This is a genomic window from Helicobacter sp. T3_23-1059 (genome assembly GCF_053654515.1).
This window is the reverse complement of the sequence record NZ_JBSIUV010000015.1, coordinates 1-14,392: the sequence shown is the minus strand read 5'-3', so window position 1 is coordinate 14,392 and position 14,392 is coordinate 1. Positions and strand designations below refer to the sequence as shown.

Here is a 14,392-nt window from a genome sequence, read left to right as displayed (position 1 = left end):
AGGCAATGACATTATTTCCCCTCCATCGCGTTAGTGGCAACGCTTTTTAAAGCCCCCTCCCTTAGCACGATGGGGATTAAATGACGCAAGATTTCCCCCTCCCTTGCGGAGGGGGATTAAGGGGGTGGGTTTCTTTGCAAGAATCTGCATTTTTGTCATTGCGAGTTTTTGCCACGACTTTGCCAAAAGCTACAAAAATCTAACACACGACAATCCACACTCACTCCGTCACTGTAAGCAATGATTCTGCTTCTGTTATTGCGAGAGGTTTGGATTTTTTAGAATCTAAACCGCGTGGCACAAGTCCACAGCTACAAAGTAGCGATTTAGCGCGAAGTCGCGAGTAGGCGCAGTTTGCGCAAGCAAAATCTATATACACAAAGCAAAAAAATGCGTTTTTAACAAATCTAATAAAATAGATTGCCACGATTCTAGCCTTTTTGACAAAAGTCTAGAAACTCGCAATGACACCACCCCAATCCAACCCCCCAAACCATCTGCAAGGGTGGTTTTATGCGAATTGCCACTCGTTGCAAATTGCATTATTGTGGATTGCCACGCCGACACACATTGTAGATTTGAAAGCATTGTAAAATATCGCTATTTGCATTACAAATGCAATGCTTTGCAATAATTGCTAATCGTTGCCCCACCCCAAAAAAAAAAAAAAAACAAAAAAATACAAAAAGCAAGACAATCTACACTAATACCAAACCCCCTATTTTTAGCAACTTTATAGCCCGCGATAATATCAAACCTCTATCTCTACCAAACTTTATAACCCACGCTAATACAAAACGCCCATTTCTAGCAACTTTTCGCGCAAAAGTCGCATTTGGATATTTTTGTCAAAGCACCATTTTGGCGCGATTAAGCTATCTATGTGTGCGCCAGAGCTTACGCGCTCGATGATGACTTCGCTAGGCAAAATCAACATAGATTTTGCGATAAGCTCCACATAGCAATCCAAATCGATTGGTTCATACTTGCCCGCTTCATACATTTTTGCTAGCTTTGTGCCTGCAATAACATAAAGCGGGTGGATTTTGATAGCATCGATTCCCCATTGCAAGGTGGTTTTTAGAGAATCTATCATCATAGATTTATCCTCATTTGGCAGCCCATAGATTAGATGAGCGCACACTTTTATGCCTTTTTTGCGCGTGGCGTTAAAAAGCTCTTTTGCGCCTTTGGTGCTATGAGCGCGATTTATGAGTTTTAGCGTAGAATCAAAAGTGCTTTGCACGCCGTATTCTAGCCATATTTCTTTGCCATTTTTTACATAGTCGCTCAAAATCTCTAGCGTGGCATTTTCTATGCAGTCTATGCGTGTGCCGATATTTAGCCCCACTACGCCTTCAAAGCTAAGTGCTTTGTCCCAAAGGGATTTTAGCGTGTGTGGGTGGGCATAAGTGTTGCTAAATGATTGAAAATACACCATATATTTTTTCACGCCAAATTTGCGTTTATGAAAATCCGCGTGCCATAAAAATTGCTCTTCTAATTGCGCTAATTGCGTGTTTAGTATGGGATTTGATTGCAAATAAAAATTCATCGTGGGGATAGATTTTTTGATTTGGGATTTTTGATTTTGGATTTTGATAAAGCTAGGCGAAAAGCTTGCATTATCACAATAAATGCACCCGCCCCTTGCCTTGCTACCATCGATATTTGGGCAAGTAAAGCCAGACAAAGAAATAGGGATTTTTCTAACCCTCTCGCCAAATCGTTGCTTAAAATACCTGCCAATCGTTTGTAGCTCACGCAATGGCATTTGCGCAGAATCTGTGTCTATCATTTGAGATTTCCTTAAGTTTAGAAATATTGATTTTGGGCTTGCAAAAATCGTAAAAAAAGTGTCAAAACGCGTGGCGTAAGTGTAGCATTTTTTGCCTAGCGCAAATGCTATAAAGCAAAATCTATTTGCAATATTTTTATTTATTTTTCAAACAAATAAAAATGCCCATACCAATCTTTTTGCATAGCACTTTGTCTGTATCCGAAAGGCGTGTCAAATGGCGTCTCACCGATAAAATAAAACGCTTCCAAACCGCGCATTTTTTCTTGCAATTTCGCAAAATCTGGCTCGACTATGTAGCGTTGCGTATCATTAAACGCAAATACAAACGCACCTTGTTGCCACGATAATGTTGGCAAATGCACGATTACAGGAATGCTAGGATTTTGCGCAAAAATAAATGGCTCTTTATACAAATACTTCACATTGTAATTTATCAGCAAACTTACAACAAAACACACGCCAAAAACCCCGCTCAAAATCGGGCTTTTAAGGGCATTTAGCACCAAAATCACACCAAAATACAAAAATGCAAAAACAGGCATCACATAGCGCAAATCCTTATACGGCGCGACAAAAAAAAACCAAGCAAAACCACGAAAAAGCCACTACAAAAATCCCAAACAAAAATATGGCGTTTTTGGATTTAATGCTAAATGTGTTAGATTCACTAGATTCGCGCTCATCGCACTCAAAGTTAGATTTGCACACCAAATCGCTACCAAAATCTTTGCTCCACGCGATTTTTGCGTATTGCACATAAAATGCGATTAAAAAACTAAATCCAAGCAATGCTACATAATATCGCCAAATCGCATTTAGCAATGGCGTAAAATCCACGCGATAGCTTAAAACCCCAAGATTTTTGTCTGCTTTATCTCCCAAAATCACCCTTAAATCTTGCGTGGTGGTAAAATCTATGTAGCGATTTTTTACTTGCGTGATTGTGATTTTGCTAGAATCTATCGCGCTATCCCACGCGATAGATTCTACGATGAGATTGCTTGTGGTTTTTGAGCGAGCGTTTAAGATTTTGTTTGTGTAAAAAATCTTGCCCGTGTAAGCAAAATGCCCTGAATCTGTCATAATTGGGACTAGCGAATCTAGCCTTATTTGTGCATTTTGTGTGCTATCTTTTGCAAGGGCGATAAGGATAAACGCCACGATATAGGCAAAAATCATAAACGCGCTTAAAGCGATAAAAATCTTTTTAAATCTAATATATTTTTTTGCCAAAAATAGCGCGATTCCACACGCCACACAAACAATCACAAATCCATACGCATTGCAAAAATGCGTTTGCAAAATATCCGCCCCAGCCTTAAAACTATTATTTAGATTTTGCCAAAAATTATTTAGTAGCAATTTCTCCGTGCTTTCATTTGCGCGGTAACCGCCAAGGACTTCGCTAAAATAGCCCTTATATAAAATCTGTGCGATTGCAAAACTTCCAAGCACCACAATGCTTAAAGGAAAGATATTTTTGCGCGAGATAAACGCTAAAAAAATAAACGCAAATGCGATAAAAAATAGTGAAAAATAATGCGACAAACACAAAAGCGCGGTGGCAAAAATAAACCAAATAAAGAACAATTTATGCTTTGAAAAAGCCTCTTTTGCGCTTCTAAAATCTAGCCTATAAAACACAAAACAATTTAGCACAAACACCATCAAAAGCATTTCTTGCAGGGCATAAGGGCGCATAAAAATCGTATTTGTAACACTTGCAGAATTTACAAACGCAAATGCCAAAAATAGCGGGACAAAAAGATTTTCGCGTGAAAAAATCTTTGTTATTAAAATAAAACTAGCATAAAATCCAAGCGCAAAAAAGACTAAATTTAGCCCGATTCCACGCGCTTTTAGCCACGCAAAATCGCCACTTTTGACATCAAAACTCCACGCACGAAGCAAAATGTAATAAAGATTTGTGTGAGACGCGCCATCGCCATAATTATTTTTCCATAGCTCTTTTAAGTCGTGCGTTAAATCGCTTATAGAATTATCATCAAAATAAATTCGCTCTTTTAGCTCTTTGCCAAAGTATGTGCCTTCTTTGATTTTGGAGGGCATTGAAATGCCATTTGTGGCTATGGAAATACTCCAAGATTCATCGACATGAAAACCGCTTTTTTGATAGGCAAAGCCGATGCGCAAAAGTAGCGCGACTAAAAATACAAAAATGCTTAAAGATAGGATAATGTGGCGTTTGTGCCTAGCTAGAAAATCCGCGCTACGAGAGAGAGAGAGAGTAAAGCAGAATCTACATTATTTGTGTTTTGTGTTTTTTTATCCATTTTGTTGCCTTTTTTGTTTTTGGGGGCTTTAAAAAAACTGCGATTATAACAAAAAAAAAAAAAACGAACAATATCACAAGGCATAGCAAAATCTATGACAAAAACTAGCAAAATCTATTAAAATTTATATGCTACACTTGAAGTGGCTTTGACAAATCTACAAAAAGTCAGAGCATAAAAAACGACAAAAAGGAGACACAATGTCAAGCAAAGTCTATGAAAATATCACCGACATTATCGGCAAAACACCAATCATAAGCCTAAAGCAAATCGCGCCAAACCTCTATGGCAAGTGCGAGTTTCTAAACCCTAGCCATTCGGTCAAAGACAGGGCGGCATACTCGATGATAGATGAGGCACTCAAAAGTGGCAAGATAAACCAAGACACCACCATTGTAGAATGCACAAGTGGCAATATGGGAATCTCACTAGCGATGATTTGCGCGAGCTTGGGGTTAAAGATAATCCTCACAATGCCAGAATCTATGAGTATCGAGCGTAGGAAAATGGTGCAACTCTTTGGCGCGAAGCTCGAGCTAACCCCCGCAAGCGAGGGAATGAAAGGCGCGCTCAACAAGGCAAATGAGATTTTAGCTAATACGCCAAATGCCTTTATGCCAAGCCAATTTAGCAACCTTGCAAACAAAGAAATGCACAAAAAAACGACTGCAGTTGAGATTTGGGAGAGCTTTGGCTCTAATTTAGATTATTTTGTCGCGGGATTTGGCACAGGCGGGACGATAAGCGGTGTGGGCGAAGTGCTCAAAGAAAAAAACCCAAATATCAAAATCATAGGCGTTGAGCCAGCTGCTTCGCCACTGCTTAGCAAAGGACAAGCAGGCGGGCATAAGATTCAAGGCATTGGCGCGAACTTTATCCCTGAGATTTTAAACCGCAATGTGATAGATGAAATCGCGTGCGTGGAGAACGATGACGCTATCGCTATGGCACAAAGGCTTGGCAAAATCGGCATAATGGTGGGAATCTCAAGCGGTGCAAATGTAAGCGCGGCTCTAAAAATCGCACGCGAGCATAGCGATAAAACGATTTTAACTGTGCTTAATGACACTGCAGAGCGATATTTAAGCACGGATTTGTTTAATACTTTGTAGGTTTGGGATTATAAATTTGCAAAAAGAGTGGGCGTAAAAAAAGGGTAAAGATTTTGTAGTTTGCGGAGTTTTTGCGATTTGTGGAGGCGGGCAGTGGAGCAGGTGTAGGCAGTCGCAGATAAGCAGACATAGGAAAGTAAGCTAGCTAGGCTTATGCGGTTTTATGCTAATGCTTTTTACGCTAAGGGATTTTGATTTGGAGGGGGAATCTTAAAGACTAATGAAAACAAAATCTACAAAATTTTTAGAATGCTTTTTGTAAAAAATCTTTGGTAAAACGATGATAAAAATGCTAGGAAAAATTTTAATAAATATTTGGCAAGATTTTTTTCATAAAGATTCTAACCATACTTAGTTTTTATAGATTTTGGATTTTTTGCAAATTTTGGATTTTGTAGATTTTATAGTTTTCGTATTTTGCAAGATTTGACAATCAATTTATAAGCCTTGTTTTATTATTAGATTTTATACAATCTTTTTACGGATTTTATTTTGCTAGATTCTAGTGATTTTTGACTATTTTGCGCTATTTTAGGGTGGATTCCTCATATTCTTTAGCTGTTTTTTCAAACTCACTTACCGCTTTTTCATACTCATTTGTCAATGTTTCAAACTCGCTTATCAAAGTCGTAGCTTTTTTTACTGTGTTTTCATATTCGTTTATGATTGCTTCAAATTTGCTTAGTGCGACACTATTGCCCTCTTTTGCTTTTTTATAAGTGCTTTCTATCTTGTCTTTGATAGTTTTTGCCTTATTTAGCTCCGTGCTAGCCTTGCTTGCTATCGCCCTAGCATCATCGCTTATTTCCATTACCTTAAAAGTCGCGCTCATATACTCGCCCTCTTTTACTTGAGCGTTTGTAGAGGTTTGTTTATTTGCTCTTGTGGCTATATCTTTTTTTGCTGCTGCTATGGCTTTGTTTTTGGCGTTATTAGCCCTAGTTTTGATAGTTTTTGTTTTTTCTAAAATCGCTTCTATGTTGTTTAAATTTGTTTTGTAGTCATTTTGTGCGGCGACATATCTAGACTCTATGGCATCAAATCTGCCATTATCACTCTTGCTAGACTCCGCATTGCAGAGGCTAGCAAGCCCTAGATGACACACCGACACAAATACGCTAAAAACAACCAAACTACCCACAAAGCCACTACAAAATCTACGAGACTTTAGCGCAAATTTTTTCATTTTTTATCCTTGCAAAAGCATTTTTTATGAAACGCACTTGCCAAATCGTTTTTTTGCAAGCATTTAGATTTTGACAAACGCCACAAACTGCTTAAAAATTTGATTCTAAATTTTTTGTCTTAAAAAATAAACGCCACAAAGAGTTGGAATTTATCATAAGCAATATCATAGACATCTCGCCCTCTTGCGTGAGTGATTATTTCGGTAGAAGTGATACCATTTGCTTCAGCGACTGCATCGGGTTTGGTATCGTTTTTGCGGTTTGTCATATCGCCGTGAAAATAGCGAAAACCGATATTTATCACATTGCTTAGCTTATATCCAAGCCCCGCCCCATAGATAATCCCATCATAGCTTGTCTCCACTCGAGGAAATGCCCCGCTTCCTTGTGCGTTTGCCACAGGGTAAATATCATTCATAAATAGCCAGCCATAGCCCACAAGCCCCGTTAGATAAAATCCACTTTTTTCTATTCCTATCATTACAGGGATTTCACTCCCCCAGCCTAAGATTCCATCATAATCTTTTTGCTGAAACCCTCTATGGTCGCTTAAAATATTGGACTTGCCACCAGCTTTTAGATAGATAGGGAAATTTACCCCAGCACCAGCGATGAAACTAACCCCGCCTTTTGTGCTATCAATCGTGCGCAAATATACATTATACCCCAAATCCACAGCCCAATAAGTCGCATTGCCAAGCATACTATAAGAGCCACCCACAGCACCTTCGTTAAATATATACCAACGCCGTTCTGAATTTCTAGAATTTGCCTTTGAGCCAGAGACGATTGAGCCGCTTGCAAATCGGCTAGTAAATTTGCTTTGATTGCTTTGTAGATTTTTGTAGTTATTGCTTGCTTTTTGTTTGTTTGTCGCAGCTTGCGCGTTGCTAAAAACCCCTGCAAATCCACAGATTCCCACAACAAAAGCCACAACTAGCAATAAAGAATCAACCCTAATGCCACTCATCTTTTTTTTCATTTGGAAAGTCATTTCATACTTCATTTTCCATCTCCTTTTAAGGAATTTTTGCTATGATACCACATCGGCAATAATGCAAAATCAATAAATAATCAAGTATTTTTTATGGATTTTGCATTATGTTTTGCATTGCAAAATATCGCTAAAATTTCTTTGTAATATCACAAAAAAGCCACAAAAATACCATAAAAAGGCAGTTTGGATTCTATGATTTCGCACGATTTAAATACGACTAAACATTCTACGCAAATTCCACAAAATACACAAAATCCGCTTGCGCATTGTTTTTTAGCACTCAAAGCCTCCGCAGGCAGTGGCAAGACTTTTAGCCTTGCTTTGCGCTATATATGGCTACTTTTTAGCGGGGCAAAGCCTAGCGAGATTTTAGCCCTTACTTTTACCAATAAAGCCACAAAAGAAATGCAAGAGCGCGTAAAAAACGCCCTAAAAGAGCTTGCAAATCCCATTACAAACGAGACTTCGCCATTTATAAACGCACTTCAAAATCTAGGGCTTAGCAAGCAAGAAATCCGCGCAAAATCCCATAAAATCTATAAAGAATTTTTAGATTCCACGCCCAAAATCTGCACCATTGATTCGTTTTTTAATTTAATCTTGCATAAATTTTGCTGGTATGTGGGGCTTAGCCAAGATTATAAAATCGGCGAAAATATCGATGAAAACGAACTTTTTGAAGCATTTTTAGCCACGCTAGAAAAAAACTACGCAAAATCTACACAAATCTTAAATTCTAATACGAGTTTTCAAAATTTACCACACGCTAAAGCCCAAAACCTATCAAATACCCAAAATCTTTCAAACGCTTTTAGTCATCTTGTGCGATTTTGCTTTGATTTTGACATAGATTTTACTTCGGTTATGAGGCATTTACAAGCGTGGCACAATGACAAAATCCACTTTAATGAAGCTTTTTTAAGCGAGCTAAAATCTTACTCCCTAGATGAGATAAAATCCCAAATAAAACAATGCGAATCTAGCATTTTATCCACGCTTAAATCAATGCAAGAGATTTTGCAAAAAGGCGAAGTAACTGATAAAGGCATAAACGCATTGCAAGCCTCAAATATGGCAGAATTTATAAAAAAAGAATGGACTTTTTTAGGAAAAGATGAGCCAAATGAATATAAGTATTTTAAAAAACCATTAAAAAATGAGAATCTAAACGCAGAATTTCGCCCGCTTTTTTTTGAGCTAAAAGAGAATCTAAAGCAGTATTTTTTGCTAAAAGAGAGGGTGATTTTCGCAGAATTTGCAATGATTTTAGAAGCATTTGGCAAGGCGCAAAACGCCACTTTGCAAGCAAGCAAAAAGCTAAGTTTTGAATCTTGCGCGTTAAAAGTGTATGAGTTGTTGATTTTGGGTGAAAATCTACATAAAGACACGGGCGGGATTGATCCGCAGTTTTTTTATTTTCGTATGGATAATGCTATTAGCCATATTTTGATTGATGAGTTTCAAGATACAAACCCTATGCAATATGCGATTTTAGAGCCGTTGATTGATGAGATTTACGCGGGGAAGGGCAGAGACATAAAAAATCTAGCAGATAATAGTGAAAACAATAGAAGTGTGTTTTTTGTGGGGGATTCTAAGCAGTGCATTTATGGATTTCGGGGGAGTGAGGCTAGATTTTTTGATGAAATCATCGCTCATTCGCCACTGCATACGCACAATCTCCCACATAACTATCGTAGTCAAAAAACTATCATAGATTTTGTAAATGCGTGTTTTGCGCAAATTTTTGGCGATGAAAAATACCAAAATCAATCCTTGCCAAACCCTACGCAAAACGCGCAAAATAAAAATACTAGCCCAAAATCCTTTGTATGCGTGGTGCAAGAAACTCCGCTTATAAAATCAACTAGCACAGAATCTAAAAAAGAATTTAGCCAAAATGATTTTAGCGAGGATTTTAACGCAGAATCTATGCTAGATTTTAGTCAAAATAGCAAATCTCAAAATCCACAAAATAAAACGCAAAATGACGCACAAAATGAGTTGCTAAATGAAACACAAAACGAAGCGCAAAATGAAATTATAAAAAAAGTCTTAGATAGCATTCAAACGCTCTTAATGCTTAATATCAATCCAAATGATATTGCGATTTTGTGCTTTAGAAATGATGATATTTTTAGCATTAACGAAGCGATAAAACAGCGATTTGGCGACATAAAAACCACCCCTGAAATCAAATCTGCATTTATCCAAAAACCAAGCGTTAGATTTATCTTAAGCGCGTTAAAATTTCTTGATATGCAAAGCCGCAATAATGCAACAAATAACGAGCAAACACCACGCGATAAATCGCTACAAAAAACAAGCGATTTTTATATTTATGAATGCTTAAAAATCGCGGGCAAAAGTGCTTTTGATATGTCAAAAGAAAAAAGAGAAAACTTAGTAGAATCTTTTAAATCAATATTGATAGAATGCCTAAAAAAATCAACCAATACAAAAGATTTTAATAATCAAAAAGACGCGCAAGTTGCGAGTGAGATGGCATTAGAAACACCATTAAAAGAGGTAATTTATAAGCCTAGCAAATGTATCTTAGAAATCATAAAATCATTTCAAATCTGTGATAAAAATGCCCAAAAACTCATTGAAATAAGCCTAGAAAAAAAGAGCGAAAATCTTAGTGAGTTTATCGCTAGGGCAGAATCTCAAAGTATCACTTCGCCCAAAGAAAATCAAGTAGGGCTTAGGATTTTGACTATTCACGGGGCTAAGGGGCTAGAGTTTCCATATATCATTTTGGCTGATAGACTTGGCGGAGAATCAACAAATCACAAGCAATTTATTTATGACAAAGCTGTGTATTTTGCGATGAATCAAAAGCAAAGACGGATTGTGGATAGTGAGTTTGCCTCCGCGCTAGAATCTAGCAAAAAACTAGAAGAAATCGAAAAGCAAAATGTGCTTTATGTGGCTTGCACGAGGGCTAAAAATGGGCTTATCATCGCCCCCAAAAGCGATAGATTTAAAACAAGCGAAAAAGAGGGAACATCAAAAAGCGCGTTTAGCCCCATTTTAGAAGCGATAGAAACGCCATTTTTTGCAGAGCATTTTGGTAGTCTAAGCACTTTGCAACAACTACAACAAATCGCTACACAAAATCCAAACCCACTGCCACAAAGCACGCAAAACCAAACTTCTGCTAAACCCAAAATCCTATCCCAAAAATCATTTGGAGCGCAAACTCAAACGCTAAAAAATGCGCTACCTAAAAATATGTCGCCAAATGCAAAAAATATGCGATTTGGCGAGGCGTTGCACTTAGTGCTAGAATACGCGCTAGGTTTTGGGACAAAAAAAGAGATTTTAGCTTCGCTTTTGCAAAATCATTTTGGAGCGCAAATTGACATTGTTCATATTTTAATGCTTGTAGAAAAGACAAAAAAGCAACTAGATGATTTTTTGCAAAAACAGATTTTGCAAGAGCAAGATTTGCAAAAACAAATTTATGTGGAAATTCCGTTGTTTTTTGATGGCGAGCTAAAGAGAATCGACTTACTAGCACAATGTGAAAATAAGATTTTCATACTTGATTACAAAAGTGGGATAAATTCTAAAGAAGAGCATAAAAAGCAAGTAAATGGCTATATAGACGCGCTAAAAACGCTTTATAAAGACTATGAAATCAATGGCTATGTAGCCTATATCCGCGATGAAATGGTGTGGGAAAAATGTTAGTAGCCCTATTTTTAAGCAAAGCTATATAGTGGATTTGTAGCAAAATCCCACAAAATCCACATTTGATAACATCTAGCAAAGGACAAAAATGGCGTTTATCAATTTTACCCTCATACCATTAGGGCGACAAACAAAGATTTTGTTATTGCTTATTGCGTTTGGTTTTGGACTTATTTCGATTACAAGTTTGCTAGCACTAAGCGGGCTAAAAAATGAATATGACGCAAATATCAGCACAAGAGTGCATAAATCAAAATCACTTCAAAATATACAAAAATTTTATATTTCCCTGCCTGCATATTCTGCTTCGCATTTTAATGCAAACTCCCAAGCGCATTTTTATGAAAATCTACAAAACCAATATGAAAACAACCTACAAGAATGGCAGACTTATGAGCAAGATGGGGAGCAAAATGGGATTTTGCACTCATTAAAAACGCTATACCAAAATCTATTTTTTGCAAAATCTCTATCTCAAATGAAAGAAAAAATCGCCCAAAAAAATGAGCTAAAAAACGAACTCTCTATCCTTATAAACAATACAAAACATATCGTTATGCAAGAAACTTTACAAGAAACTTTACAAAAAAACTCGCAACAAAATGCGCAAAAAAAAATTCAAAACAAAATCCAAAAAAACGCCACACATTCACAAACTTTTTCGCAAAATCTACTAACCCACAGCATAGAAGTCAGCAACAAAATCAATGAGATTTTTGAAAAAAATATCGAGATTTTTAGCTTGCAAGATAGTATCACAGATACGATGTATGACAGCACAATGATATTTTTGCTAATCTTTATGCTTTTTGTTAGCATTATCACGGTGTATTCTTCAAGTGTTTTTATGGGATTTATGCGAGGGAAAAATAAGCGACTAGAAAAAATCATTTTACAAAAAACAAATGAGCTAAAAAAGCATAACCAAAATCTACAACAAACCATTAGCGAGCAAATCGAACAATCGCGCAAAAAAGACCAAATAATGTATCAGCAAGCCCGCTTTGCAGCGATGGGGGAAATGATACAAAATATCGCACACCAATGGCGTCAGCCACTAAATTCACTCATTATTCTTATCCAAAATTTCAAGCTAAAATTTGATAATGGCACTTTAAGCCAACATATTGTCGAAACACAGACAAAAGACGCGCTAAAAATTGCGAATAATATGTCTGATACGATTGAGAATTTTCGTAATTTTTTTCAGCCACATCATAAAAAAAAGAATTTTTTTATTTGCGCGAGTATTAAGGATTCTATCGCGCTTATCAAGCCTACTTTGGAGCAAAATAATATCCAAGTGTTTTTTGAATATGAGGAGGATATAGAGATTTTTGGGTATGAAAATGCCTTTAGCCAAATAATCCTAAATATCATCAAAAACGCCCAAGACGCGCTTACACAATGTGCTTTAGGATTTGAAGCGCAATCTAATAACACGCAATCTAGTAGCAAGGATTTTAGCGCAAAATCTAGCCTAGATTCTAGCGCGCAAATCTTAAGAGATTCTATCGATTTGCAAGCCCAAAGTGGCATTATCCAAATCACTTTATCACGCAACGCAAAATGCGCCCTGCCCCAAAATAATCCTATAAATCCTAGCGTGAGAGGCTGTGCTGAAATCTGCATAATGGATAATGGAGGCGGAATCAAAGTAGCCCAAATGGAAAAAATCTTTGAGCCATATTTCACCACCAAGCACAAATCCATAGGCACAGGCATAGGGCTATATATGGCAAAACAAATCATCGAAAAACAAATGGGTGGGTGTATCGAAGTGGTAAATGATGCGTGGGTAGCTAAAGCACTCAATAAAGAATGTTATGGTGCAAAATTTATGATAAGATTTCCTTTATCAAATGTAGCGCATTAGCCATAATTTTAAGGGGACAAAATGCAAAATCTAGCAGAGCTAAAAAATCTCACATTGCTTTATGTCGAGGATAATGAAGAAGTCGCACGAGTAAGCACAATGGTGCTAGAAGACTACATAGAGCGAATCTTTGTAGCAAAAAACGGCATAGAAGCCTTAGAGATTTTTGATACCCACCAAATCGATTTAATCCTAAGCGATATTTTGATGCCAAAAATGAATGGGATTGAGTTTGCTCGCAAAGTGCGCGAGGGCAAGCACAACACCCAATGCCCAATCATTTTTACCACCGCGCACACGGAGGTAAATTACTTGCTTGATGCAATTTCGCTAAGTGTCGATGGATATGTGCTAAAACCTATCAATGTAGCCGAATTATTAGCCACGATGCACAAGGCTATCCTCCCAAAAATCCAAGCCAAAGAAATAGAATCCAAAAATATGCTTTTAAGCGCGATAAATACTTTTGTGGGCGGCAAAAAAATCGAAATTATTCGATTTTTGCTTGAGCATTGCGATGATGAGGGGGTTTTTTATGGAAGTTATGAATATATTATCGAGGAATTGGGGGTTAGCAAACCCACGATTGTAAAGACATTTCATCAGCTAATGGAAGTGGGATTGTTAGTCAAAATAAGAAACAAAGTTTATAAAATCTGCTTAGAAAAATAATGTTTTTTGTTTGTCATAAGGGACCTTGGTTTGTCATATCTGCTCGGGGCAATACCTTTTAAGCACCTTACAACATTACGGGGCATTGCTTTGTGGAGGGGGGTTTGGTTTGTAAAGTGGGGTTTTTTCTTTGTGTAAGGGGGTTTTGTTTTGGCTAAGGACTTGCAACCCGTTGGGTTGAGATGGGTTTTTTTTGTCATTGCTAGAATTTGCAACTTAAACAAAAATTACAAAATCGTGGTAATTTATCGTTGTAAAATATTAAGAAAAACACACATTTGGCAAAAAATGATAAATGGATTACCACGCGGATTTTATACAAAATCCATTCGCAATGACGGAGTTTTTGTCATATTGAGCGTTTAGCAAAATATATCTATTTATATTTTTTTTAGATTTTGAGTTGCTTCGCTTATGTTCAGTATGACAAGGGTTAGTTATAGCGTTGGCTATTAAAGCCCCCTCCCTTGCGGAGGGGGAAATAGCTACATTGTCATAATGAGAGCGCAAGCGCGAAATATCTCTATTTGTATTTTTTAGATTTTATAAAGAAGTTGCGCTTTGAGATACTTCGGTTTCTTGCGCGAATCCATTTCTTAAGAAAAAAATAAGTTTTGTGAAGTTTGTGAAGTAAGAAACATTTTTCTCTAAAAAATTTGTCTAGCATTCTACAAATAAAATACTTAAATCAAACTTACAAAATCAAAAACCAAATCAAAAAAAAAAAAAAAAAGAATTTTCTAATCTTTAATTT

At 37.0% G+C, this 14,392-nt stretch carries 13 protein-coding genes; 6 read left to right on the top strand and 7 right to left on the bottom strand.

Annotated features, from left to right (window positions below):
- The first annotated feature begins 80 nt into the window (after positions 1 to 80).
- On the top strand, positions 81 to 203 hold the full coding sequence (locus tag ACWIX0_RS05855) for a hypothetical protein (protein ID WP_454172753.1): 123 nt from the start codon (positions 81 to 83) through the stop codon (positions 201 to 203).
- Between the two features lie 17 nt (positions 204 to 220).
- Here ACWIX0_RS05855 and ACWIX0_RS05850 read toward each other — a convergent pair whose 3' ends face one another.
- The 4 genes from ACWIX0_RS05850 to ACWIX0_RS05835 form a co-directional block, all read right to left on the bottom strand.
- Positions 221 to 427, bottom strand: coding sequence for a hypothetical protein (locus tag ACWIX0_RS05850; protein WP_454172751.1), 207 nt, complete (start codon positions 425 to 427; stop codon positions 221 to 223).
- Between the two features lie 360 nt (positions 428 to 787).
- Complete coding sequence (locus ACWIX0_RS05845) at positions 788 to 1,768, bottom strand: TIGR01212 family radical SAM protein (RefSeq protein WP_454172816.1); 981 nt, start codon at positions 1,766 to 1,768, stop codon at positions 788 to 790.
- Positions 1,769 to 1,938: 170 nt separating this feature from the next.
- Positions 1,939 to 2,343: a hypothetical protein gene (locus ACWIX0_RS05840; protein WP_454172749.1), complete on the bottom strand. Its 405-nt coding sequence runs from the start codon at positions 2,341 to 2,343 to the stop codon at positions 1,939 to 1,941.
- Between the two features lie 16 nt (positions 2,344 to 2,359).
- Positions 2,360 to 3,955, bottom strand: coding sequence for a hypothetical protein (locus ACWIX0_RS05835; protein ID WP_454172747.1), 1,596 nt, complete (start codon positions 3,953 to 3,955; stop codon positions 2,360 to 2,362).
- Between ACWIX0_RS05835 and ACWIX0_RS05830 the strand changes: the two genes are divergently transcribed.
- On the top strand, positions 3,948 to 4,127 hold the full coding sequence (locus ACWIX0_RS05830; RefSeq protein WP_454172746.1) for a hypothetical protein: 180 nt from the start codon (positions 3,948 to 3,950) through the stop codon (positions 4,125 to 4,127). The genes ACWIX0_RS05835 and ACWIX0_RS05830 overlap by 8 nt on opposite strands.
- Before the next feature lie 168 nt (positions 4,128 to 4,295).
- Complete coding sequence (gene cysK, locus ACWIX0_RS05825; RefSeq protein ID WP_454172745.1) at positions 4,296 to 5,207, top strand: cysteine synthase A; 912 nt, start codon at positions 4,296 to 4,298, stop codon at positions 5,205 to 5,207.
- A gap of 526 nt (positions 5,208 to 5,733) precedes the next feature.
- On the opposite strand, the gene ACWIX0_RS05820 is transcribed toward cysK, so the two are convergent.
- Entirely contained in the window at positions 5,734 to 6,393 is a 660-nt protein-coding gene (locus ACWIX0_RS05820) for a hypothetical protein (RefSeq protein ID WP_454172743.1), read from the bottom strand.
- Between the two features lie 119 nt (positions 6,394 to 6,512).
- Positions 6,513 to 7,400 carry a hypothetical protein gene (locus ACWIX0_RS05815; RefSeq protein ID WP_454172741.1) on the bottom strand — a complete coding sequence of 296 codons (888 nt, stop codon included), beginning with the start codon at positions 7,398 to 7,400 and terminating at the stop codon, positions 6,513 to 6,515.
- A gap of 183 nt (positions 7,401 to 7,583) precedes the next feature.
- On the opposite strand from ACWIX0_RS05815, the gene ACWIX0_RS05810 reads away from it, so the two are divergent.
- From ACWIX0_RS05810 to ACWIX0_RS05800, 3 genes are all read left to right on the top strand, one after another.
- Positions 7,584 to 11,090: a UvrD-helicase domain-containing protein gene (locus ACWIX0_RS05810; RefSeq protein WP_454172814.1), complete on the top strand. Its 3,507-nt coding sequence runs from the start codon at positions 7,584 to 7,586 to the stop codon at positions 11,088 to 11,090.
- A gap of 88 nt (positions 11,091 to 11,178) precedes the next feature.
- Positions 11,179 to 12,966: a sensor histidine kinase gene (locus tag ACWIX0_RS05805; protein ID WP_454172739.1), complete on the top strand. Its 1,788-nt coding sequence runs from the start codon at positions 11,179 to 11,181 to the stop codon at positions 12,964 to 12,966.
- Between the two features lie 21 nt (positions 12,967 to 12,987).
- Complete coding sequence (locus ACWIX0_RS05800; RefSeq protein ID WP_454172737.1) at positions 12,988 to 13,638, top strand: response regulator; 651 nt, start codon at positions 12,988 to 12,990, stop codon at positions 13,636 to 13,638.
- A 300-nt stretch (positions 13,639 to 13,938) separates the two neighbouring features.
- Here ACWIX0_RS05800 and ACWIX0_RS05795 read toward each other — a convergent pair whose 3' ends face one another.
- Positions 13,939 to 14,148, bottom strand: a complete 210-nt coding sequence (locus ACWIX0_RS05795; protein WP_454172735.1) for a hypothetical protein — start codon at positions 14,146 to 14,148, stop codon at positions 13,939 to 13,941.
- Between the last annotated feature and the right edge of the window lie 244 nt (positions 14,149 to 14,392).